We start from the raw sequence: 20,561 nt of genomic DNA, 5'->3' as shown, positions 1-20,561 counted from the left end.
GCTGCTTGACCCCAAAAAAAGCCAACACGGGTCAATATCGCCTCATAAGGGTGCGCTGAGGTTCGAGCTCCGACACAACAAGAGCAACTGGAGGTTTGAATGAAGGTATTGAAATCCACCCTGGCCATCGTTTGCGCGGCGGCTGTACTGGGTGTCAGCGGTTTCGCCCAAGCAGGCGCCACCCTGGACGCCGTGCAGAAGAAAGGCTTTGTGCAATGTGGCGTGAGTGACGGTCTGCCGGGTTTCTCGGTACCGGATGCCAGCGGCAAGATCCTGGGGATCGATGCTGACGTTTGCCGCGCCGTGGCCGCTGCCGTGTTCGGCGACGCGACCAAGGTCAAGTTCAGCCAGTTGAATGCCAAGGAGCGTTTCACCGCGCTGCAGTCTGGCGAAGTCGACATCCTCTCGCGTAACACCACCATGACCAGCTCTCGCGATGCGGGCATGGGCTTGAAATTCCCGGGCTTCATCACTTACTACGATGGCATCGGCTTCCTGGTAAACAACAAGCTGGGCGTGAAAAGTGCCAAGGAACTGGACGGTGCAACCATCTGCATCCAGGCCGGTACCACCACTGAGCTGAACGTTTCCGACTACTTCCGCGCCAACAACCTCAAGTACACCCCGATCACCTTCGACACCTCCGATGAAAGCGCCAAGTCGCTGGAATCCGGTCGTTGCGACGTGCTGACCTCCGACAAGTCCCAACTGTTCGCCCAGCGCAGCAAGCTGGCTTCGCCGAAGGACTACGTGGTTCTGCCGGAAACCATTTCCAAGGAGCCATTGGGCCCGGTCGTGCGTAACGGCGACGACGAGTGGCTGGCCATCGTGCGCTGGGTGGGCTACGCCATGCTCAACGCTGAAGAAGCCGGCATCACTTCCAAAAACGTCGAGGCTGAAGCCAAGTCCACCAAGAACCCGGACGTCGCCCGTCTGCTGGGTGCTGATGGCGAGTACGGAAAAGACCTGAAAGTGAAGAAAGACTGGGTCGTGCAGATCGTCAAGCAAGTCGGTAACTACGGTGAAATGTTCGAGCGCAACCTGGGCAAGAGCACCCCGCTGGAAATCGACCGTGGCCTGAACGCGCTGTGGAACAACGGTGGCATTCAATACGCACCCCCTGTGCGCTGATCGCTGATGGTTCTGTCACCCGGTGGGCCAACCGCCGGGTGATGTTCTGTTCCATTATTTCCGGGGCACTTCATGCAAAATCAAATCGGCGCACCAAAGCAGAAGCTCAGCTTCAGCGATCCCAAAGTGCGTGCGTGGCTCTTCCAGATCATCACGATTGTGGCGGTGGTCTCGCTGGGCTGGTACCTCTTCAACAACACCCAGACCAACCTTCAGCACCGGGGCATCACCTCGGGTTTCGACTTTCTTGAGCGCAGTGCCGGCTTCGGCATCGCGCAGCACCTGATCGACTACACCGAATCGGACAGCTATGCCCGGGTCTTTGTGATCGGCTTGCTCAACACCTTGCTGGTGACCTTCATCGGCGTGATCCTGGCGACGTTGCTCGGTTTCATCATCGGCGTGGCACGGCTGTCGCCGAACTGGATGATCAACAAGCTGGCGACCGTGTATGTGGAAGTGTTCCGCAACATTCCGCCGTTGCTGCAGATCCTGTTCTGGTATTTCGCGGTGTTCCTGACCATGCCGGGGCCGCGCAACAGCCATAACTTCGGCGACACCTTCTTTGTCAGCAGCCGTGGCCTGAACATGCCGGCAGCACTGGCCGCCGACGGCTTCTGGCCGTTTGTGGCGAGCATCGTCGTGGCCATCGTGGCGATCGTGCTGATGGCCCGGTGGGCCAACAAGCGCTTTGAGGCGACCGGCGTACCGTTCCATAAATTCTGGGCCGGCCTGGCGCTGTTCATCGTGATCCCGGCGTTGTGTGCCTTGATCTTCGGCGCGCCGCTGCACTGGGAAATGCCCAAGCTGCAAGGGTTCAACTTCGTCGGTGGCTGGGTCCTGATTCCTGAGCTGCTGGCCCTGACCCTGGCGCTTACCGTGTACACGGCAGCGTTTATCGCCGAGATCGTGCGCTCGGGCATCAAGTCCGTCAGCCACGGCCAGACCGAAGCCGCGCGCTCCCTGGGCCTGCGCCCCGGGCCGACGCTGCGCAAGGTCATCATCCCGCAGGCCCTGCGGGTGATCATTCCGCCGTTGACCAGCCAATACCTGAACCTGGCGAAAAACTCGTCGTTGGCCGCCGGTATCGGCTACCCGGAAATGGTTTCGCTGTTTGCCGGCACGGTGCTCAACCAGACCGGCCAGGCCATCGAAGTCATTGCCATCACCATGAGCGTGTACCTGGCGATCAGCATCAGCATTTCCCTGCTGATGAACTGGTACAACAAGCGCATTGCGCTGATCGAGCGGTGAGGAAACGCCCATGAGTACGCATACTTTCAAACCGGATATGCCGCCGCCGAGCAAAGTCTTCGGCCCGGTGGCATGGATGCGCGCCAACCTGTTCTCCAGTTGGCTCAACACCCTGCTGACATTGCTGGCGTTCTACCTGGTCTACCTGGTGGTCCCGCCGATCCTGCACTGGGCGATTCTCGACGCCAACTGGGTCGGCACGACCCGCGCCGATTGCACCAAGGAGGGCGCCTGCTGGGTGTTCATCCAACAGCGCTTCGGGCAGTTCATGTACGGCTACTACCCCGGCGACCTGCGCTGGCGCGTGGACCTGACCGTGTGGCTGGCCATCGTCGGCGTGGCGCCGTTGTTCATCTCGCGTTTCCAGCGCAAGGCGATCTACGGCCTGAGCTTCCTGGTGTTGTACCCGATCATCGCCTACTTCCTGCTGCACGGCGGGATCTTCGGCCTGACCAACGTGGCCACCAGCCAATGGGGCGGCCTGATGCTGACCCTGGTCATCGCCACCGTCGGTATCGCTGGCGCCTTGCCGCTGGGCATCCTGCTGGCGCTGGGGCGGCGTTCGAATATGCCGGCGATTCGAGTGGTCTGCGTGACCTTCATCGAGTTCTGGCGGGGCGTGCCGTTGATCACCGTGCTGTTCATGTCGTCGGTGATGCTGCCGTTGTTCCTGCCGGAAGGCATGGGCATCGACAAGCTGCTGCGCGCGTTGATCGGCGTGATCCTGTTCCAGTCGGCCTACGTTGCCGAGGTGGTGCGCGGGGGCTTGCAGGCGATTCCCAAGGGTCAATACGAAGCGGCCGCGGCGATGGGCCTGGGCTACTGGCGCAGCATGGGCCTGGTGATTTTGCCGCAAGCTCTGAAGCTGGTGATCCCGGGCATCGTCAACACGTTTATTGCGCTGTTCAAGGACACGAGCCTGGTGATCATCATCGGCCTGTTCGACCTGCTCAACAGCGTCAAGCAAGCCGCTGCCGACCCGAAATGGCTGGGCATGGCCACTGAAGGCTATGTGTTTGCCGCCCTGGTGTTCTGGATTTTCTGTTTTGGTATGTCGCGCTATTCCATTCATTTGGAACACAAGCTCGACACAGGCCACAAGCGTTAGGAGTTGTTGTTATGAGCGAAGCGATCAAACAGCCTGTGAGCCCTGAAGGCATTATCCAGATGCAGGGCGTCAACAAGTGGTACGGCCAATTCCACGTGTTGAAAGACATCAACCTCAACGTCAAGCAGGGCGAGCGTATCGTGCTGTGTGGCCCGTCGGGTTCGGGCAAGTCCACCACCATCCGTTGCCTCAACCGCCTGGAAGAACACCAGCAGGGCCGCATCGTGGTCGATGGCGTGGAGCTGACCAACGACCTCAAGCAGATCGAAGCGATCCGCCGCGAAGTCGGCATGGTGTTCCAGCACTTCAACCTGTTCCCGCACCTGACCATCCTGCAGAACTGCACGCTGGCGCCGATGTGGGTGCGCAAGATGCCCAAGCGCAAGGCCGAGGAAATTGCCATGCACTACCTGGAGCGCGTGCGTATTCCGGAGCAGGCGCACAAGTTCCCGGGGCAACTGTCCGGCGGCCAGCAACAGCGCGTAGCCATCGCCCGTGCCTTGTGCATGAAGCCGAAAATCATGCTGTTCGACGAACCGACCTCGGCCCTCGATCCGGAAATGGTCAAAGAGGTGCTGGACACCATGATCGGCCTGGCCGAAGACGGCATGACCATGTTGTGCGTGACCCACGAGATGGGCTTTGCGCGCACCGTGGCCAACCGTGTGATCTTCATGGACAAGGGCGAAATCGTCGAGCAGGCAGCGCCGAACGACTTCTTCGACAACCCGCAGAATGACCGGACCAAGTTGTTCTTGAGCCAGATTCTGCATTGATCGACGCGTGAAAGGATAAACCCGGCCTGGTGCCGGGTTTATTTTTGCCTGCTGTTTTTACGCAGACGCTTGAGTGGCCAGTTGTTGCTCATCTTTGGCAATGAGCAGGCGGTTGAGGTCTTCTGCGCCATTGAGCGCCTGAATCTCGGCCAGCAGGTGCGGGTGCTTATCCAGTAGACGCATAAGAATAAGCAGCGGCTCGGGTAGAATTTCAGCTTTCTCATAGCGAGAAAATGCATGATGCCCGCGGACCCTCTGAGGGTGATTTTACTAATCGAAAATACTGCTCCTTTACCTGCCTCAGAACCCTAGTGCGTTGCCTTTGTAGGCAAGTCCTAATAGGCTGTAGGAAAATTCATCCTATGATTGGACGAAAGTGCAAAACCCATGACAGACATCGCTCCGCTGATCAAACGCTCGCTGGTCGACCAGGCCCTGGAACAGTTGCGCCAGCGCATTACCCAAGGCACCTGGGCCATTGGCGAGCGCCTGCCTACCGAGCCGGAGTTGTCGGCCGAGCTGGGGATCAGCCGCAATACCGTGCGCGAGGCCATGCGCGTGCTGGCGTTTTCAGGATTGATCGAAATCCGCCAGGGCGACGGCAGTTACCTGCGCTCGATGACCGACCCGCTGGGCGCGATGCGCGCGTTGTCGCATTGCACCTTGGAGCAGGCGCAGGAAACCCGGCAGATTCTCGAAGTGGTGGCGATCGGCCTGGCCGCGCTGCGTCGTACCGAGGACGATCTGCACGGTTTGCGTGAGGCCCTGCAACAAAGCGCTGTGCTGTACCACGGCGACCTGGAGGCCTACATCAGCGCCGACCTGGTGTTTCACAAGCGCCTGGTCGACGCCGCGCACAACCCGGCGTTGAGTGAGCTGTATCAGTACTTTTCCGCCATCGTCGGCGCGCAGTTGCGCCAGACCCTGAACATCTCGCCGCGTCGCCAGGCGGTGTTCGACCTGCACATCGCCCTGCTCGACGCCGTCGAACACCAGGACCCGGAACGCGCCAAATCCCTCTGCCGGCAGTTGATCAATGAACCTTGAAACCCGACCTACCCGTGAACTCGAAGAGCTGTTGATCGACGCCGAAGCCGACGACGAAGTGGTGCAAACCAGCCCGCCCATGGTGAGCCGCCCGTGGCTGTTGCTGCTCGGCCTGATCCTGGTGGCCCTGAACCTGCGCCCGGCGCTGTCGAGCATGTCGCCGCTGCTCGCCGACGTGTCCAGCAGCCTCGGGTTGTCGGCGGCCAAGGCCGGTCTGCTGACCACATTGCCGGTGTTGTGCCTGGGGCTGTTTGCGCCCACGGCGCCGATCCTGGCCCGCCGTTTCGGCGCCGAGCGAGTGGTGCTGGGGATTCTGCTGACCCTGGCTGCGGGCATCATCCTGCGCAGTTCATTCGGTGAAGTGGGGCTGTTCGCCGGCAGCCTGATTGCCGGCGCGAGCATCGGCATCATCGGCGTATTGCTGCCCGGCATCGTCAAGCGTGATTTCGCCAGGCAGGCCGGCGCCATGACCGGCGTGTACACCATGGCGCTGTGCCTGGGCGCGGCGCTGGCGGCGGGTTCCACGGTGCCCTTGAGTCATTACTTCGGCGACCGCTGGACCCTCGGCCTGGGGTTCTGGATTCTGCCGGCGCTGGTGGCCGCATTGTTCTGGCTGCCACAGGTCGGCCAGAAGCACGGCGCGCACCAGGTGGCTTATCGCGTGAGAGGGCTGCTGCGTGATCCGCTCGCCTGGCAGGTGACCTTGTACATGGGCCTGCAATCGTCCCTGGCGTACATCGTGTTCGGCTGGCTGCCGTCGATCCTGATCGGCCGTGGCCTGAGCGCGACCGAAGCCGGCCTGGCGCTGTCCGGCTCGATCATCGTGCAATTGGTCAGCTCCCTCGCCGCGCCCTGGCTCGCCACCCGTGGCAAAGACCAGCGCCTGGCGATCGTGGTGGTGATGCTGTTGACCCTCGGTGGCCTGTTCGGCTGCCTGTATGCGCCACTCGATGGTCTGTGGGGCTGGGCAATTCTGCTCGGGCTCGGCCAGGGCGGCACTTTCAGCCTGGCGCTGACCCTGATCGTGCTGCGCTCGCGCGACTCCCACGTGGCGGCCAACCTGTCGAGCATGGCCCAGGGCATCGGCTACACCCTGGCGTCCGTGGGCCCGTTCGCGGTGGGCCTGGTGCATGACTGGACGGGCGGCTGGTCGGCCATCGGCTGGATTTTCGCGGTGATTGGCGTGGGCGCGATCATCGCCGGGCTGGGTGCCGGGCGTGCGCTGTATGTGCAGGTCAGCAGCGAAAAAGTCTAGAGGTACACCACTTCGAGGGTGGCCGAGCCATCGAGCAAGGTGTCGCTGCTCAGGTCCAGGTTCTGCCTGGCATTGATCACCGCTTCGATCTTGACGGTGCTGGTCAACGCCTGGATCGCCGAGGGGCCGGCGGTGCTGCCTTGGGTATCGGTGAAGCCCAGGTAACTGTTGGCGCCGATGTCGATCGGGTTGAGGTTGGCGGTGCGCCACGCCACGCCGCCGGTGGTGGATTCGGTGCCATAGGCGATTGCAGTGCTGTCCACCTGCGTCTGGCGAGGGTCGAAATTCATCGAATACAGGCCAATGCGATTACCACTGTTGTCCAGCCCCAGCCCATAGTAAATCTCACTGTTGACGGTGGCCGTGCCGTCACGGTTGTCGCGCATGCGCAGGGCAAAACGGCTCGCCGCGTTGCAGCCGATGCTGACGTGCAACTGTTTGACCGGCAGGCGCGTGCCCTTGTCGACGTTGAGGTCCTGCTGGGAAATCTTGCCGTAGTCGATCACCCCGTTGCTCGACAGCAACGGCGTGCAGGCGGTGGGGGTGATCACGCCATTGACACTCAGGTCGACGCTGGAGGCCGCCAGCGTGTGTGGGGCGCCGCCCAGCAAAACCAGCGCGCAAAGGGCAAGGGAACAGGTCTTCATGAGGCGAACTCCATAGGTCAGAGGTAGATGATTTCAAGGGTGCCCGAGCCGTTGATGTACACCACGCTGCGCAGGTCCAGTGACTGGGTCGGGGCCAGGTAGGCCTTGATGCGCACGGTGCCGGCCAGTTGCTGGATCGGCACCGGGCCACGGGTGCTGCCGACACTGTCGGTAAACCCCATCAGGCTGTTGGCGGCCATGGGGATCTGCCGCGCACTCGAACTGCTCCAGGCTGCGCCGCCACTGGTGGAGTCCGTGCGATACAGGGAGCCGAGTGCGTCGGCGGTGAATTCGGCAGGATCGATGTTGAGGTAGAAGCGCCCAATCTTGTTCTGGCTGTTGTCCAGGTCCAGGCCGTAGGCGGTTTCGTCGATCCCGCCGGTGGCCGAGCCGTTGCGGTTGTCATGCATCTTCAGCGCGAAGGGTGTGGCGGCGTCGCAACTCACCGAGAGCTGCAAGGTGCGGGTCGGCAGCGGGGTTTCATTGCTGGCATTCAAGTCCTTCGCCAGCAGCGTGCCGTAATCCACCAATCCGCCATTGGACAGTTGGGGTGTACACGCGGTGGGCGCGAAGTGGGCGCGCAGGGTCAGTGCCCGGGAGCGGCTGCTCTGCAAGGCATCGAACGTGCCGGACGCTTCCCAGGTGGTTGCCTCGCGCACACGGGTGGCGGCGATGTCGGCCCAGGCGCTGAGGCTCAGTTGCACGGCGAAGTGCTTGCCCTGCACCACGCTGGCGCCTTGCACCGGCGCCACACCATGGCCGGGACGCCAGTTCAATGCCGTGCCGACGACCGCCGGTGGCTGCCCGACAGCCGGCAGCAAGCCCAGTTCAACCGCCTGGCCGTCCAGCACGCCGTCGCTGACCTGCAGGGCGTAGGTGCCATGTTCGGTAAACTGCAGGCGATGTGCGTTCGCCGCCAGGGCCCGATAAAACACACTCATGTCCGCCGGTTGCGGGCAGGTAAGGTTCAAGCTCAGGCGACGCTCGCCAAGCAGGCGCTGAGGGTCGCTGTCGTTTTGCGCCAGGCGACTCATCAGGCCGAGGTCCAGCACCGCTTCGCTGATGTTCAACTGGCAGTCGTCATTGGCCATGGCGTGGCCGGCGAAGCCGACGGTCAGCACGACCGCCGTCAGCCGGCGCAGGGCGCGAAAAAAAAGCATGGTGATCGTCCTCATGAAGGGTTGCAGCGCGCTGGCGCGTTTTCGAAATACACCTGGGGATCGCCCTTGGCCGGCAGCTTGAACTGCAACCGACAGCGCGTCATGCCTGGCCCGCTGACCCACAAACCGGTGTGCTCCAGCACATTGGGCAGGAACACCTGGCCGCCGTCCTGCACCAGGGTCACGAACTCGCCGCTCGCGGTGCTGACGGAGGCACCTCGGGGCAGCAGCGCGCCCTGTTCGGTGCGTGCGGTGAGCAGCACGCGACGGGTCAGGGTCACGCCGAAGTCGACCCGGTCCACCGCGCCGCGCCCGGCCGAGATCATTGCCAGGCCGTTGTTGATATCGGCATTGCGCGGCAGTGAGCGGGTCTGCACCTCCACCGGGCTGCGGCCATAGGCGCTGACCTGGGGCACCACGGCCTGGCCTTGCCAGTCGGTCCATACCGGGCCGCTGGGGGTGCTCAGCTTGACCCCGGCCGTATCGCCCACCGAGACCAAGGCGAAGGTGTCGCGTACCGGGTAGGGCGAGAAGGTCACGCCATCGCCGTGCACCACCACGCCACCGCGGGCACTGCCTTGATAACTCGAGCGCTCGGCATCGGAGCGGCTGTAGCTGACGTCGAGTTGGCTGTAGCGGGGCAGGGCCGAGACGCCGAGAGTGGTTTCCACCTGCTGGTCGCGGGTGTCGTGTTCGGCGCTGACGCGATAGCTCAATTGATCATCGATCTGTTCGTTCAGCCCCAGGCCGGTGCGGTGTTCGCCTCCCGAATTGCGCACCCAGGCGCGCACGCGGCGGCTTTCGCCCAGGGGCAGGCTGGCATTCAGGTACACCGCGTTGTCCTGTTGCTGGCGTCCGCCCATCTGCCATTCGGCGCTCGCCGACAACGACACGCCGCCGACGCTGGTGCCCCACGAGGCCAGGCCTCGGCTGCTGCTGTCGCCATCAAAGCTGCTGGAGCGCGACACCCCGGCACTGAACGCCCCCAGCCACGGGTGCGACCAGCCGACGTTGGCACTTTGTTGATCGCGATAACGCGAGCGCCGTTGCTGGGTGGTTTCTGGTTCGTAGGTGGCTTCTTCCAGTTCGCGGTAGCCGGGCGTGCGCCACGAGTTGGCCACGCTGAATGACCATTGATCATTCAGGCGCTGGGACCATGCCAGGTCGGTCTGTACCCCACGCACGTTGTGCCGTGCCTGGGTATCGGCGACCTGGGTGGCCAGTTGCACCTGACTGTCCAGCCATGGCAGCCAGCCCAGGCTCACGCCCGCCGCCCGGTATTCGCTGGACGCCAGCACGCCGCTGCCCAGGGACAGTTGCGGGTGGACGGCGCCGGTCCAGCCAGCGCTGGCCACCCACGGATCGTCACCCTGGGCATCGCCGATATTGCGCACACGGCCCGCTGCCACCGAGTACCCCGGCGCTGGCAAACCCAGGCCGAGCATGGCGGCGGGTACGGTGAAGCGGCGCTCGCCGCCGCTGCTTTCCTTGACCGTGACTTCAACGTCCGAGCGAGCATTCAGGCGCCGCACATCGGTCAGGGAAAACGGACCGGCCGGGACTACGGTGGAGTGAATCAACGCGCCGTTCTGCCGCACCTCGACCTGGGCCGGACTGTTGGCGATACCCTCGATGGTCGCGGCCTGGCCTTGTTCTTGAAGCGCCTGTTCGGTCAGGACCTGTACCCCGGTGATCTGCGCACCGGCCAACACCGGGTTATAGAGGTTGATCTGCCCGGCCTGCAGCACTGCCTGTTGGCTGGCAAAGGTACGCTGGGCATACGCCTCGAGATGGGTGCTGCGCGACCGACCGTCCTGCCAGGTCTGCACCTGGCGGCTGCGCACGATCCAGTCGCCGGCGTTGAAGCCAACCTCGGTATTGGCCGAGCCAAACCGGCTGTCGTTGTCGCCGAAGCGGTTATAGAACCCCGTCAGGTCGTAATTGAACAGGCCGGCAACGCCCCCCGTCTGATAGCCCGAGACGTCCTGTTGCAGTGGCCGCAAGGCTTCGGTCGGGACTACCAGCGACACGCTGAGGTTGGCTGGGTCCGGCTCCACCAGGCTTTGTGGGTACTGCGCGAGCAGGTCATGGCAGGGGCCATTGTCGCCGGGCACTATCAGGTTGGCGGCGTCCAGCACGGCCTGGTCAAAGCACAATCGGCCCTGTTGATCGAAACCCACCTCGACACGCCCACGGGGCTGGCCGTTGACGCGCAGGCTCACCGCATGCCGGCCAGCCGCAAAACGTGGGGCGTCCAGCAGCAGGCTGGCCAACTGCGGGTCGATGCCGCGTTGGTGCAGGGTGGTCGCATCGAAGCCGGCACGCGTTTCGGCCCAGGCTTCAGCGGGCAGCAGGGCACACGCCAGCAGCAGCGCCGGGAAGGCGCTGCGGGCGGGTATGTCGGGCACGGCATCGCCGTCACGGTAGCTCAATACTGTTTTCACGAAAGGCACTCAAATGATGGGCGTCTGCGCGCCCCGGTGACGGTCTTCGAGCCGCCACTTCGTTATGCAGGCGTCGGGCGCCTGAAGTGTTGGTCAGGTGAGGGGGGCTTCGTAGGCAGCCACGGCAAAGCCGTACACGGTGGCCGGTTGCAGCCGGACTTTGCTCGCCGGGCCGCCCGTGGCAGGCACGCTCAGGGTTTCTCCCGGCAACACGTAGGTGCGCGGCAGCATGGCCTTGCCGTCACCGGGCAGCAGCCGCAACTCCTGGGCCAGGCGCACCACGTACGGGCTGTCGTTGCGCACCTGCAAGGTGCTGCCGTGCTGTGACCAGGTCAGGTGGGTCCAGGGTGTGCGATTCAGCGCCAGGCCTTTGGGATGAATGATCACCGGCAGGTTCTGGCGCACCGTCACACCCACCCGGGCGTGCCCGGCTTCGGTCGCGGGGCGACCCTGGGGCATGCCCTCGAAGATCGCGCGCTTGAGCCGTTGGGTCAGCAGCGGTTGCTGGCTTTGCAGGATGAACCGTACCAGTTGCGATTTGGAGGCTTCCACCCGCGACAACGGCGGGGTGACCACCAGCAACGGCTCTTTGTCTTCGGGAATGTCTTCGAGGGTGACGTGCAGCAGGGCGAGTTGGCTGTCGGTGTTGGTGACCGACACGGCCGCCTCGCCTTCGGCTTCGTAGACGATGACCACCGAAGTGTCGGGGATCATCCCGTCGGCCTGCGCACCTGCGCCAAACAACAGGGTCAGGGCAAGCAGGCCGGTAGTGGGTTTGAATGATGTCGTCAGCATGACGGGGTTTTCCATTGGGGCAACATGAAGAGGTCAGAGGTAGCGCAGATCCAGCACGATGGCGCCGTCGAGCGGCACCTCCTGATTCAGGGTCAGGTACTGGGCGAAGTTGATGGAGGTGTCGATGCGCAACTGGGTGCTGAGCTGGCCGATGAAGTCGGGTTGGCGATCACCCGGCGGCGCAAATCCCACATAGGCTCTGGGATTGGCAGTGGCTTGCGGCGACCAGGTTTCGCCGTTGTCACTGGACGCCAGGGCCTGCATAACCTGGGCGTCGCCCATCGGGTTGCGATAAGACAAGGCCACCGACCCCAGGCGCTCGGCCGGCGCATGCAGGTTCCTGCCCAGGCCGTAGAAAGCCCCGGGGTCGAGTGACGACTCGGCGCGGTTGTCGAGCCCCACCAGGGCAAACAGCATGGGCCTGCTGCACTGCACGCTCAGCTCCAGCAACCGAGTGGGCAGCACGGTGAATTCGCTGGGGTTCAAGGTGTGCGAGGGGATTTTCCCGTGGTCGACCGTGCCATCGTCCGATAGCGTGACGTGGCAGGCGTCCGGCGTCACCCGGCCGGTCACGGTGAGGTCGACGAAGGAGCCGGCGAAGGCCGCAGGAGCGGTCGTCAACCAGAGCAATACAGCCAGGAAGCGAGAGTGCGTGTTCATCGGTGGGCGCCACGGGTCGAGTTGAATACGGGCGGTACAACAACAACGCCCATGCCTGCGAGGTGTTGCCAGGCATGGGCGCCCAGGGGTTACAGGTACTTCACTTCCAGGGTGGCGGAACCGTCGAGGGTCACCTCGTTGCTCAGGTCCAGGCCGTCGGTACGTGCGATGGAGGTTTCAATCATCAACTCCAGCGACAAATCCTTGACCGGCACCGGTTGAGTGGCGTCATCCATGGTGGCCACCGACATGTACAGGCCTGGATCCCAGAATTTTTCGCGGTACCAATTATCCTGGCCGTTGAAGGATGCAATCGACTGCACCGCAGTACCGTCGGCAACCGGGTTGTCGAGTGTCAGGTAAAACCAGCCGAGCTTCTGGGTGCCGTTGATCAGGCCCAGGCCGTAGTTGCTGGGAGTAATCGACGAGCCGGCCCGGTTGTCGACCGAATGCAGTGCAAAGAGGATTGCGCTGTCGCAGCTCACGGCCATGGTCAGGGTGTGCGTCCCGATGTGCGTCGGGTTGTCCGTGCGCAGGTCCTTGGCGGAAATCTTGCCGTGGTCGATCACCCCACCGCTGGACAGGACGGGGGTGCAGGCACTCGGTACGATCAGGCCCTTGACGGTCAGGTCGACGGTGGACGCGGCGTAAGTGGTAGCGGAGCCGAGCAGCATCAGGCTGGTGGTGAGGGCGGTAAACACGGGTTTCATGAGAGTCGAATTCCTTTCGATTGAGTCTGTGTGAGGCATTACAGGTAGTTGACCTGGACAGTCGCGTGCCCGTCGACGGGGACTTCGTCGGTCAGGGTCAGGCCGTTGGCGGGGGCGATGTGGGTGTACAGGCGGATTTCGGCATCGAAGTCCTGCACCGCAATCGGCACCAGTTGGTTGCCCCTGGCGATTGCCGTCAGCATGGTGTGGGTGAGCATGCTGGTGGGCAGCCATGTAACGCCGCCATCGACAGACGTAATGGCGCGTGCAGCGACGCCGTCCGCCACTGGGGCATATAGATGGAAGGCGGCGCCGCCGACTTTTTCACCGTCCGATGTCATGCCCAGGCCATGCCAGTTGGCGTGGTTGGCCGAGGAGCCGGCGCGGTTGTCGATGGTGCTCAGGGTGAAGAAGGTCGGCGCCTCACAGCGCACACTCAACTGCATGGTTTGGTGGGGCAGCGAGGTGTACTGCTCGGCCTCGAGATCCTTGGCGGCCATTTTTCCGAAGTCGATCGTGCCACCGCCGGAGATCAGCGGCGCACAGGCGCTGGGGGTAATGGTGCCTTTGACGGCGAGGTCGGTGGAGCTGGCGGCCAGTGCCCATGGCGAGGCCGCGAGCAACAACACTGCCAATGGGATTGCAGGGGGAACGTGCATGGTTGGAACCTTCCGTGTGGACGGGATTGGGGTTACAGGTACATCACTTCCAGGGTTGCGGAGCCGTCGATGGGCGCCTCGTCACTGAAATCGAACTGGTCTGCACGGGCGATGCTGGCGCCGACTTCCAGGTCCAGCACCAGGCTCTTGATCGGCAGCAGTGTGGTTGCGTCGTCCACTGCTCCCGCGCCCCACAAGGTTTGCAGTTCCCAGTTGCGCTCGCTGTACCAGGTGCGACCGCCATCGACGGAGGCAATCGGCTGGGCACTCACACCGTCGGCGAGCATGTTCAAGGGGGTCAGGTAGAACCGGCCCAGTCGCTTGTTGCCATTAATCAGGCCGAGGCCGAAATCACTGCTGCCGGTCGAGGTGCCGCTGCGGTTATCGATGGGTTTGATGGCGAAGGGGATGCTTGCATCGCAAGTGATGCTCAACTGCAGGGTCACTCGGGGCAATGACGTCGGATTGTTCTGGACCAGGTCCTTGGAAGCTATTTTTCCGTGATCCACCATACCGCCGCCCGAGAGCGTCGGTGTGCAGGCATTCGGGGTAATCAGGCCTTTGACGGTCAGGTCGACGTTGCTGGCGGCAAAAGCGGGTGTAGTACAGGCGAGTAAAAGGGCGATGCTCGACAGCGTCAGGGACTTGCTCATTTCAATACGTTCCACTACGGGGCTGGCTGATATAAAGCGCGCGCAGCATCGACCGGCCTGTCTGGGCAGGCGGCGAGCAAGGCGGCAGGTTGTATTTGGATGGGATCGCCGATGACCGCGAGCCCGTTCCCTCTTTGCGGGGTGGCGGCAATTTAGCCGGGCTCTGGGGGCGGGGAAATACAACTATTACGACAATCGAAGTAACAAGTATTTGGGCATGGGAACGTGAGAACTTATGTGCTTGTTATGTAAGAAAGTTGAATTTTTCGTAGTTGTTGTATCGTCATTTTTATCTCCAAAAGGCTATTCATGGTCGCTTGTAAACAGTCGTGTGAGAGCCTTGGGGTGTTGATGAACTCATGGGCTGGACAATCACGGTAAGCACAATGAGGTGACCCTGGTGACAAGGGTATTTTCCGATCAAGTACCTGTCCTGAAGTTGGCACCTTCACCCTCGCCACCGTGGGTGGCAGAGCCGCCGGACAACTCGCAGGGCATCACGTGGCCAACCCGTGCCCGCCTGGTCGAGATTTTCGGCAGTGATGAAATGGTAAGCCGGGTGCTGGTCAGCCTGATGAATGAAGCTCGCAAGGACGATGCCTTGCTGGATCAGGCGCGGATCAGCGCCAATGCCCCTTTGGTAGTGGAGCGCCTGCACCGGTTGGTGGGCAGCCTGGCGTTTGTCGGCGGGGTCGACCTGGAGCGTGGCAGCGAGCACCTGATCGCGCGGGTACAGGCCTTTGGGGTGGCGGCGAATGCGCTGCAGTTGCAAGCGTTCCAGCGCAACCTGCGGGTCTATATCGCTTACTTGAGTCGACTATGAACCCTCGGAATAGAGAACTTTGTAGGAGGTTTTTCGGTTGTGCTGAAGGCCTTGTATGTAGGTAATTTCTTTTTATTTTGTAGGTATAAGGTTGTCGGCTATCAATTACTGGGCGCGGTTAAAAACACCGCGCGCCGAGTGGTTGTTGAGGCTCGCGCACAGAGGTATTTTGCCAAAATTCCAATTGCCATCATTCGTGGGTATTTATGCTTCGTGTAATTATTGCCGACGACCATCCGATTGTGCGTATCGGGCAACGGGTGGTGATTGAAGCGGGCGGCCGGTGCAAAGTGGTCGGCGAAGCCGATGGGCCCGATGAGTTGCTCAAGTTGTTGAGCACGGTGGCTTGCGATGTGCTGGTGACGGACTTCGCCATGCCGGGCGGCCAGCAGGCCGACGGTTACGGATTGCTCGGCCTGTTGCGACGCCAGTATCCGACTTTGCCGGTGATCCTGGTGACCATGTTTGCCAACGTCGCAACGCTGCGGGCTTCGTTTGCCCACGGTGCGCGCGCGATTGTCGCCAAGAGCGCGTCAGCCAGGGAGTTGCCGATCGCGATCAGGACGGTGATCCAGGGCGAGACGTTTGCCAGTGAGTGCCTGAAGGCGCAACTGTTGGAGGCCGGCACCGGCGACCAACTGCAACAGCCGCAGTTGTCCAGCAAGGAACGTGAAGTGGTGAGGATGCTCGCCAGCGGCATGACCGTCACGCAGATTGCCGCGCGGGTCAATCGCAGCATTTCGACGATCAGCAAACAGAAAAGTACCGCCATGAGCCGGTTGTGCATTTCCACCGACGTCGACCTGTTCGCCTATGCGCGCAGTTGCGGCATGGTGCCGTAGCGGGGGGCGGGCCATTCCCGGCGTAAATGCCGATAGAGTTTTGCCCAGGCGCAGACTATCTTGATCGGCTTACAACCCTGGTTTGGAACCTGCCCATGAGCGATGCACACAACGCCCTGATCACCGAGTTCTACAGCGCCTTCCAGCGGCTGGATGCCGAGGCCATGGCGGCCTGCTACACCGAGGATGTGCTGTTCAGCGACCCGGCCTTCGGCGAGCTGCGCGGCCGTGATGCCGGCGACATGTGGCGCATGCTCACCACCCGGGCCAAGGATTTTTCCCTGACTTTCGACCATGTGCGCAGCGATGAGACCAGCGGCAGTGCGCATTGGGTGGCCACCTACCTGTTCAGCGCGACCGGCAACACGGTGGTCAACGATATCGGCGCACGCTTTGTGTTTCGCGAGGGCAAGATCTGCGAGCACCACGACCACTTCGACCTGTGGCGCTGGTCGCGCCAGGCCCTGGGCCTCAAGGGCCTGTTGCTGGGCTGGTCGCCGGCGCTGAAAAACGCCGTGCGCGCCCAGGCGCTCAAAGGCCTGAAGGCATTTCAGGCCAGTCGTTGATAAGCTTGGCGCACCTCTGGATTGCCGACTCGACCTGTGACTGATCTTCCTGCCCCCAAACCCTGGTTCGTCTACCTGGTGCGCGCCGCCAACGGCGCGCTGTACTGCGGCATCAGCAATGACCCGGTGCGCCGTTTTGCCTCGCACCAGAGCGGCAAGGGTGCGCGGTTCTTCCTGTCGAGCCCGGCAGTGGCTTTGGTGTACACCGAGCAATGTGCGAGCAAGGGCGAGGCTCTGCGCCAGGAACGCTTGATCAAAAAACTGAAAAAAAGCGCCAAGGAATGCCTGGCGGCGAGCGGCTCATTGATTTGACTGATGGGTTCCCATGGTCCCCACGCGCGTGGTTGCAGGCTAAGCTAGCGGCTCACCTATCGAGCGGAGCCTGGCATGTCTGAGTTGATCCTTCATCACTACCCGCAATCTCCCTTTGCTGAAAAAGCCCGCCTGTTGCTGGGTTTCAAGGGCTTGTCCTGGCGCTCGGTGCATATCTCACCGGTGATGCCCAAGCCTGACCTGACGGCCCTCACCGGTGGCTATCGCAAGACGCCGGTGCTGCAAGTCGGCGCCGATATCTACTGCGACACTGCGCTGATCGCCCGCCGCCTGGAGCAGGAAAAAGCCGCGCCGGCGCTATTCCCCCAAGGCCAGGAACTGGTCACCCAAGCCTTTGCCGCCTGGGCCGATTCTTTGGTGTTTTCGCACGCGGTGGCGCTGGTGTTCCAGCCAGAATCCCTTGCGGTCAAATTTGCCAAAGTGCCGCCGGAAATGATCCAGGTGCTGGTGGCCGACCGCAGCAAATTGTTCAGCGGCGGCACGGCCGCCCGTGTGCAGCTGGACCAGGCCAAGCACCAATGGCCGGTGATCGTCGCGCGTATTGATCAGCAATTGCAGCATCAGTCGGGGGATTTCCTGTTCGGCGAGCCGTCGATTGCCGACTTTGCGCTGGCGCATCCGTTGTGGTTCCTCAAGGGGTCTTCGGTGACCGCTCCACTGGTGGACGCTTATCCCGCTGTCGCTGCGTGGCTGGACCGGGTGCTGAGCTTCGGCCATGGCACGGCGACCCAAATGAGCGCCGAGCAAGCCCTGGACGTGGCGCGCAACGCGACGCCTGCGGTGTTGCCTGACGAGATCTTCGAGGACCTGAACGGCTTCAAGCCTGGGCAGCAAGTGAGTATTTGCGCCACTGACTACGGCACTGACCCGGTCGCGGGTGAACTGCTGTTCGCGGGCCGCGAGGAACTGATCCTGCGCCGCATTGATGAACGCGCCGGCACCGTGCACGTGCATTTCCCACGCTTGGGGTTCCGTATCCAGGCGTTGTAGGCGCGTTCGTGCACAGGGCCAGCGGTTTTTTTTGAATTATTTTCAAAATCAGGTGAGGTAAATCGTCAGCCCATCCGTGTAGTGCTTGAAACTGCGATCTATTCGCATTAACAGCGTTTTCTACACGGGTTCTCACAGCATGAAGTCGACGGCGGGCGGTTTGGTTAAACAGTGGCTGGGAGCCTCGGTATTGGCGGTGTCGGGGCTGGCGTTGCTGCCCCTGTGCGTGGCGCAGGCCCAGGAACAGCAAAGCGCCCAGTTCAATTTTGCCCTGGCCGCCAAACCGCTGCCCCAGGCCCTGAGTGATTTCAGCCGGGTTACCGGGATCAGCGTGATCTACACCGATGAAGCGCCTTACGGCCTCAGCGCCCCGGCGGTCAGCGGGCAAATGAGCGCAACCCAGGCGCTGCAACGCCTGCTGGGCAACTCAGGCTTCACCTTCCGCCAGATCGACGCCCGCACGCTGGCCCTGGAACCGCTGCCCACCGACGGCGCGGTCAACCTCGGCGCCACCACCATCAGTGGCGTTGGCCAGAACCCGTCCCAGGACAGCACCAGCTACCAGCCGCCGCCCACCAGTTCGGTGATGCGCTCCCACGGCCTGCTGCTGGAAACCCCGCAAACCGTCAACGTGGTGCCGGCCCAGGTGCTGCGTGACCAGACCCCGCGCAACCTGGATGATGCCCTCGCCAATATCAGCGGCATCACCCAGGCCAACACGTTGGCCAGCACCCAGGACGCGGTGATGCTGCGCGGCTTTGGCGACAACCGTAACGGCTCGATCATGCAGGACGGCATGCCGGTGGTGCAGGGCCGGGCGCTGAACTCCACGGCCGAACGCGTCGAAGTGCTCAAGGGCCCGTCCTCGCTGCTGTACGGCATCCAGGACCCGGGCGGCGTGGTCAATATCGTCAGCAAGAAGCCGCAATTGACCCAGGCCACGTCGCTGACCGTACGCGGCTCGACCTTTGGCGACGGCAAGAACGGCAGCGGCGGCAACCTCGACACCACCGGGCCGATAGGCGATTCGGGCCTTGCCTACCGCCTGATCGTCGACCATGAAGACGAGGATTACTGGCGCAACTTCGGCACCCGCCGCGAATCGTTGGTGGCGCCGTCGCTGGCCTGGTATGGCGACACCACTCAGGTGGTATTCGCCTACGAGCATCGTGAGTTTCTCTCGCCATTTGACCGGGGCACCGCCATCGACCCCAAGACCAACCACCCGTTGGATATCCCGTCGACCCGTCGCCTGGACGAGCCGTTCAACGACATGGAAGGCCGTTCCGACCTGTACCGCTTTGAAGTCGATCACGAACTCAATGACGACTGGAAAGCCCACTTTGGCTACAGCTGGAACCGTGAAACCTACGACGCCAGCCAGGTGCGCACGGTGTCCGTCAACGCCAACGGCACCCTGACGCGCAGCATGGACGGCACCCGCGGTGCCCTGACCACCGACCGCTTCGCCACGGCGAGCCTGGAAGGCAAGGTCAACCTGGGCGGCATGCAGCACGACCTGGTGTTCGGCCTGGACGACGAGTACCGCAAGATCTATCGCGCCGACCTGATTCGCCAGGCGCAGCGCAGCGTCTTCAGCTACGTCAATCCGGTCTACGGCAGGGATGTGGAAGGCACCGCCGTCAGCGCCAAGGACAGTGCCCAGACCGACCTGCTGCGCAGCGACTCGCTGTTCTTCCAGGACTCCGTTCACCTGACCGACCAGTGGATCTTCGTCGCGGGTGCGCGCTACCAGATGTACGACCAGTACGCCGGCAAGGGCGTGCCATTCAGCGTCAACACCAACGGCAACGGCCAGGCCTGGGTGCCACGTGCCGGCCTGGTGTACCGCTACACCGATGAGTTGTCGTTCTACGGCAGCTACACCGAATCCTTCAAGCCCAACTCCACCATTGCCCCTTTGGCCGATGGCAGCAAATTGACCGGTGACCTGACGCCGGAGCAGTCCAAATCCTGGGAACTGGGCGCCAAGCTCGACATCCCCGGACGCATCACTGCCAGCGCGGCGTTGTTCAACATCGACAAGCGTAACGTGTTGGTGTCGGTGGGTTCGGGCGCGAACACCATCTACAGCATCGCCGGCCAGGTGCGTTCGCGTGGCCTGGAACTGGACGCCACTGGCCAGTTGACCGACCAATGGAGCGTGATCGGCAGCTATGCCTACACCGACGCCGAAGACGTAAAAGACAAAGACCCGACCCTGGAAGGCAACCGCCTGCAGAACGTGGCCAAGCACACCGGCTCGCTGGCGCTGGCCTATGACTTCGGCAACGTTTTTGGCGGTGACCAACTGCGCGTCGGCACCGGCGCACGGTATGTCGGCGCCCGCGCAGGCGACGCCGCCAACGATTTCACCTTGCCCGGCTACACCGTGGCGGACGCGTTCGCCACCTACGACACCAAGATCGAAGGGCAGAAGGTCAAGTTCCAGCTCAACGTGAAGAACCTGTTCGACCGCACCTACTACACCTCGGCGGCCAGCCGGGTGTTTGTATCCCTTGGCGATGCGCGACAGGTATCGGTCTCGAGCACGCTGGAGTTCTAAAGATCCACCGTTGTGGAGAGCGGGCTGCCTGTGGCAAGCAAACTTTCCGGGGCCGGCATGCTGCCTGTTACAAGCAAGCCTTTTTTGGGGCCGACATGTTTCCTGTGGTGAGCGGGCTTGCCCCGCGTTGGGCTGCGCAGCA

At 62.6% G+C, this 20,561-nt stretch carries 20 protein-coding genes and 1 pseudogene; 12 read left to right on the top strand and 9 right to left on the bottom strand.

Features of this window, described 5'->3' with window-relative positions:
• Positions 1-99 precede the first annotated feature (99 nt).
• The 4 genes from BBG20_RS21885 (at position 100) to BBG20_RS21870 (ending at position 4,269) form a co-directional block, all read left to right on the top strand.
• Positions 100-1,131 carry an amino acid ABC transporter substrate-binding protein gene (locus BBG20_RS21885; RefSeq protein WP_016974565.1) on the top strand — a complete coding sequence of 344 codons (1,032 nt, stop codon included), beginning with the start codon at positions 100-102 and terminating at the stop codon, positions 1,129-1,131.
• 72 nt (positions 1,132-1,203) lie between these two features.
• Positions 1,204-2,385, top strand: a complete 1,182-nt coding sequence (locus BBG20_RS21880) for an amino acid ABC transporter permease (protein ID WP_065907020.1) — start codon at positions 1,204-1,206, stop codon at positions 2,383-2,385.
• A 10-nt stretch (positions 2,386-2,395) separates the two neighbouring features.
• Positions 2,396-3,493: an amino acid ABC transporter permease gene (locus tag BBG20_RS21875; protein WP_065907019.1), complete on the top strand. Its 1,098-nt coding sequence runs from the start codon at positions 2,396-2,398 to the stop codon at positions 3,491-3,493.
• Positions 3,494-3,504: 11 nt separating this feature from the next.
• Positions 3,505-4,269 (top strand): amino acid ABC transporter ATP-binding protein, encoded by a 765-nt coding sequence (locus BBG20_RS21870; RefSeq protein WP_003171943.1) that lies wholly within the window; start codon positions 3,505-3,507, stop codon positions 4,267-4,269.
• A 57-nt stretch (positions 4,270-4,326) separates the two neighbouring features.
• Here the strand turns inward: BBG20_RS21870 and BBG20_RS32010 are convergent.
• A pseudogene (locus BBG20_RS32010) lies at positions 4,327-4,503 on the bottom strand (transcriptional regulator); the annotation flags it as partial.
• Between the two features lie 153 nt (positions 4,504-4,656).
• Between BBG20_RS32010 and BBG20_RS21865 the strand changes: the two are divergent.
• A complete protein-coding gene (locus BBG20_RS21865) occupies positions 4,657-5,316 on the top strand; it encodes a FadR/GntR family transcriptional regulator (RefSeq protein WP_065907017.1) in 660 nt (219 codons plus the stop codon).
• On the top strand, positions 5,306-6,571 hold the full coding sequence (locus BBG20_RS21860; RefSeq protein ID WP_065907015.1) for a CynX/NimT family MFS transporter: 1,266 nt from the start codon (positions 5,306-5,308) through the stop codon (positions 6,569-6,571). Before BBG20_RS21865 ends, BBG20_RS21860 begins: the two co-directional genes overlap by 11 nt.
• Here the strand turns inward: BBG20_RS21860 and BBG20_RS21855 are convergent.
• From BBG20_RS21855 to BBG20_RS21820, 8 genes are all read right to left on the bottom strand, one after another.
• Positions 6,568-7,218 carry a DUF1120 domain-containing protein gene (locus BBG20_RS21855; protein ID WP_065907013.1) on the bottom strand — a complete coding sequence of 217 codons (651 nt, stop codon included), beginning with the start codon at positions 7,216-7,218 and terminating at the stop codon, positions 6,568-6,570. The two genes, BBG20_RS21860 and BBG20_RS21855, sit on opposite strands and share 4 nt — an antisense overlap.
• Before the next feature lie 17 nt (positions 7,219-7,235).
• The gene (locus BBG20_RS21850) at positions 7,236-8,378 is read right to left on the bottom strand and encodes a DUF1120 domain-containing protein (RefSeq protein WP_065907010.1); all 1,143 of its coding nucleotides are present in this window, start codon (positions 8,376-8,378) and stop codon (positions 7,236-7,238) included.
• An 11-nt stretch (positions 8,379-8,389) separates the two neighbouring features.
• A complete protein-coding gene (locus BBG20_RS21845; protein WP_065907008.1) occupies positions 8,390-10,810 on the bottom strand; it encodes a fimbria/pilus outer membrane usher protein in 2,421 nt (806 codons plus the stop codon).
• Between the two features lie 105 nt (positions 10,811-10,915).
• Positions 10,916-11,617 (bottom strand): fimbria/pilus chaperone family protein, encoded by a 702-nt coding sequence (locus BBG20_RS21840; RefSeq protein ID WP_065907006.1) that lies wholly within the window; start codon positions 11,615-11,617, stop codon positions 10,916-10,918.
• Positions 11,618-11,650: 33 nt separating this feature from the next.
• On the bottom strand, positions 11,651-12,277 hold the full coding sequence (locus tag BBG20_RS21835; protein ID WP_065907004.1) for a DUF1120 domain-containing protein: 627 nt from the start codon (positions 12,275-12,277) through the stop codon (positions 11,651-11,653).
• A gap of 89 nt (positions 12,278-12,366) precedes the next feature.
• Complete coding sequence (locus tag BBG20_RS21830) at positions 12,367-12,987, bottom strand: DUF1120 domain-containing protein (protein WP_065907002.1); 621 nt, start codon at positions 12,985-12,987, stop codon at positions 12,367-12,369.
• A gap of 38 nt (positions 12,988-13,025) precedes the next feature.
• Positions 13,026-13,646, bottom strand: coding sequence for a DUF1120 domain-containing protein (locus BBG20_RS21825; RefSeq protein WP_065907000.1), 621 nt, complete (start codon positions 13,644-13,646; stop codon positions 13,026-13,028).
• Positions 13,647-13,678: 32 nt separating this feature from the next.
• Positions 13,679-14,299 (bottom strand): DUF1120 domain-containing protein, encoded by a 621-nt coding sequence (locus BBG20_RS21820; RefSeq protein WP_065906998.1) that lies wholly within the window; start codon positions 14,297-14,299, stop codon positions 13,679-13,681.
• A 400-nt stretch (positions 14,300-14,699) separates the two neighbouring features.
• On the opposite strand from BBG20_RS21820, the gene BBG20_RS21815 reads away from it, so the two are divergent.
• The 6 genes from BBG20_RS21815 to BBG20_RS21790 all read left to right on the top strand — a co-directional run bounded on the left by BBG20_RS21815 (position 14,700) and on the right by BBG20_RS21790 (position 20,419).
• Positions 14,700-15,122, top strand: coding sequence for a hypothetical protein (locus BBG20_RS21815; protein ID WP_141697310.1), 423 nt, complete (start codon positions 14,700-14,702; stop codon positions 15,120-15,122).
• A gap of 206 nt (positions 15,123-15,328) precedes the next feature.
• Complete coding sequence (locus tag BBG20_RS21810; RefSeq protein ID WP_065906994.1) at positions 15,329-15,964, top strand: response regulator transcription factor; 636 nt, start codon at positions 15,329-15,331, stop codon at positions 15,962-15,964.
• Positions 15,965-16,059: 95 nt separating this feature from the next.
• The gene (locus tag BBG20_RS21805) at positions 16,060-16,530 is read left to right on the top strand and encodes a nuclear transport factor 2 family protein (RefSeq protein ID WP_065906989.1); all 471 of its coding nucleotides are present in this window, start codon (positions 16,060-16,062) and stop codon (positions 16,528-16,530) included.
• Between the two features lie 36 nt (positions 16,531-16,566).
• The gene (locus BBG20_RS21800) at positions 16,567-16,842 is read left to right on the top strand and encodes a GIY-YIG nuclease family protein (protein WP_065906988.1); all 276 of its coding nucleotides are present in this window, start codon (positions 16,567-16,569) and stop codon (positions 16,840-16,842) included.
• Between the two features lie 75 nt (positions 16,843-16,917).
• The gene (locus BBG20_RS21795; protein ID WP_065906986.1) at positions 16,918-17,853 is read left to right on the top strand and encodes a glutathione S-transferase family protein; all 936 of its coding nucleotides are present in this window, start codon (positions 16,918-16,920) and stop codon (positions 17,851-17,853) included.
• Positions 17,854-17,992: 139 nt separating this feature from the next.
• Positions 17,993-20,419: a TonB-dependent siderophore receptor gene (locus BBG20_RS21790; RefSeq protein WP_065906984.1), complete on the top strand. Its 2,427-nt coding sequence runs from the start codon at positions 17,993-17,995 to the stop codon at positions 20,417-20,419.
• Positions 20,420-20,561 lie beyond the last annotated feature (142 nt).

The sequence above is a fragment of the Pseudomonas aylmerensis genome (assembly GCF_001702265.1).
In the GTDB taxonomy this organism is placed as follows: domain Bacteria; phylum Pseudomonadota; class Gammaproteobacteria; order Pseudomonadales; family Pseudomonadaceae; genus Aquipseudomonas; species Aquipseudomonas aylmerensis.
Note: the sequence above shows the minus strand (reverse complement) of the source record. Positions and strands in the feature narration are given on the sequence as shown.

What these genes read in the sequence shown, in the direction of transcription:
- BBG20_RS21865 (WP_065907017.1), top strand. Translation starts at nt 4,657, where the DNA reads ATGACAGACATCGCTCCGCTGATCAAACGCTCGCTGGTCGACCAGGCC.
- BBG20_RS21830 (WP_065907002.1), bottom strand. Translation starts at nt 12,987, where the DNA reads ATGAAACCCGTGTTTACCGCCCTCACCACCAGCCTGATGCTGCTCGGC.
- BBG20_RS21825 (WP_065907000.1), bottom strand. Translation starts at nt 13,646, where the DNA reads ATGCACGTTCCCCCTGCAATCCCATTGGCAGTGTTGTTGCTCGCGGCC.
- BBG20_RS21835 (WP_065907004.1), bottom strand. Translation starts at nt 12,277, where the DNA reads ATGAACACGCACTCTCGCTTCCTGGCTGTATTGCTCTGGTTGACGACC.
- BBG20_RS21860 (WP_065907015.1), top strand. Translation starts at nt 5,306, where the DNA reads ATGAACCTTGAAACCCGACCTACCCGTGAACTCGAAGAGCTGTTGATC.
- BBG20_RS21790 (WP_065906984.1), top strand. Translation starts at nt 17,993, where the DNA reads ATGAAGTCGACGGCGGGCGGTTTGGTTAAACAGTGGCTGGGAGCCTCG.
- BBG20_RS21885 (WP_016974565.1), top strand. Translation starts at nt 100, where the DNA reads ATGAAGGTATTGAAATCCACCCTGGCCATCGTTTGCGCGGCGGCTGTA.
- BBG20_RS21795 (WP_065906986.1), top strand. Translation starts at nt 16,918, where the DNA reads ATGTCTGAGTTGATCCTTCATCACTACCCGCAATCTCCCTTTGCTGAA.
- BBG20_RS21870 (WP_003171943.1), top strand. Translation starts at nt 3,505, where the DNA reads ATGAGCGAAGCGATCAAACAGCCTGTGAGCCCTGAAGGCATTATCCAG.
- BBG20_RS21805 (WP_065906989.1), top strand. Translation starts at nt 16,060, where the DNA reads ATGAGCGATGCACACAACGCCCTGATCACCGAGTTCTACAGCGCCTTC.
- BBG20_RS21850 (WP_065907010.1), bottom strand. Translation starts at nt 8,378, where the DNA reads ATGCTTTTTTTTCGCGCCCTGCGCCGGCTGACGGCGGTCGTGCTGACC.
- BBG20_RS21840 (WP_065907006.1), bottom strand. Translation starts at nt 11,617, where the DNA reads ATGCTGACGACATCATTCAAACCCACTACCGGCCTGCTTGCCCTGACC.
- BBG20_RS21820 (WP_065906998.1), bottom strand. Translation starts at nt 14,299, where the DNA reads ATGAGCAAGTCCCTGACGCTGTCGAGCATCGCCCTTTTACTCGCCTGT.
- BBG20_RS21875 (WP_065907019.1), top strand. Translation starts at nt 2,396, where the DNA reads ATGAGTACGCATACTTTCAAACCGGATATGCCGCCGCCGAGCAAAGTC.
- BBG20_RS21880 (WP_065907020.1), top strand. Translation starts at nt 1,204, where the DNA reads ATGCAAAATCAAATCGGCGCACCAAAGCAGAAGCTCAGCTTCAGCGAT.
- BBG20_RS21810 (WP_065906994.1), top strand. Translation starts at nt 15,329, where the DNA reads ATGCTTCGTGTAATTATTGCCGACGACCATCCGATTGTGCGTATCGGG.
- BBG20_RS21855 (WP_065907013.1), bottom strand. Translation starts at nt 7,218, where the DNA reads ATGAAGACCTGTTCCCTTGCCCTTTGCGCGCTGGTTTTGCTGGGCGGC.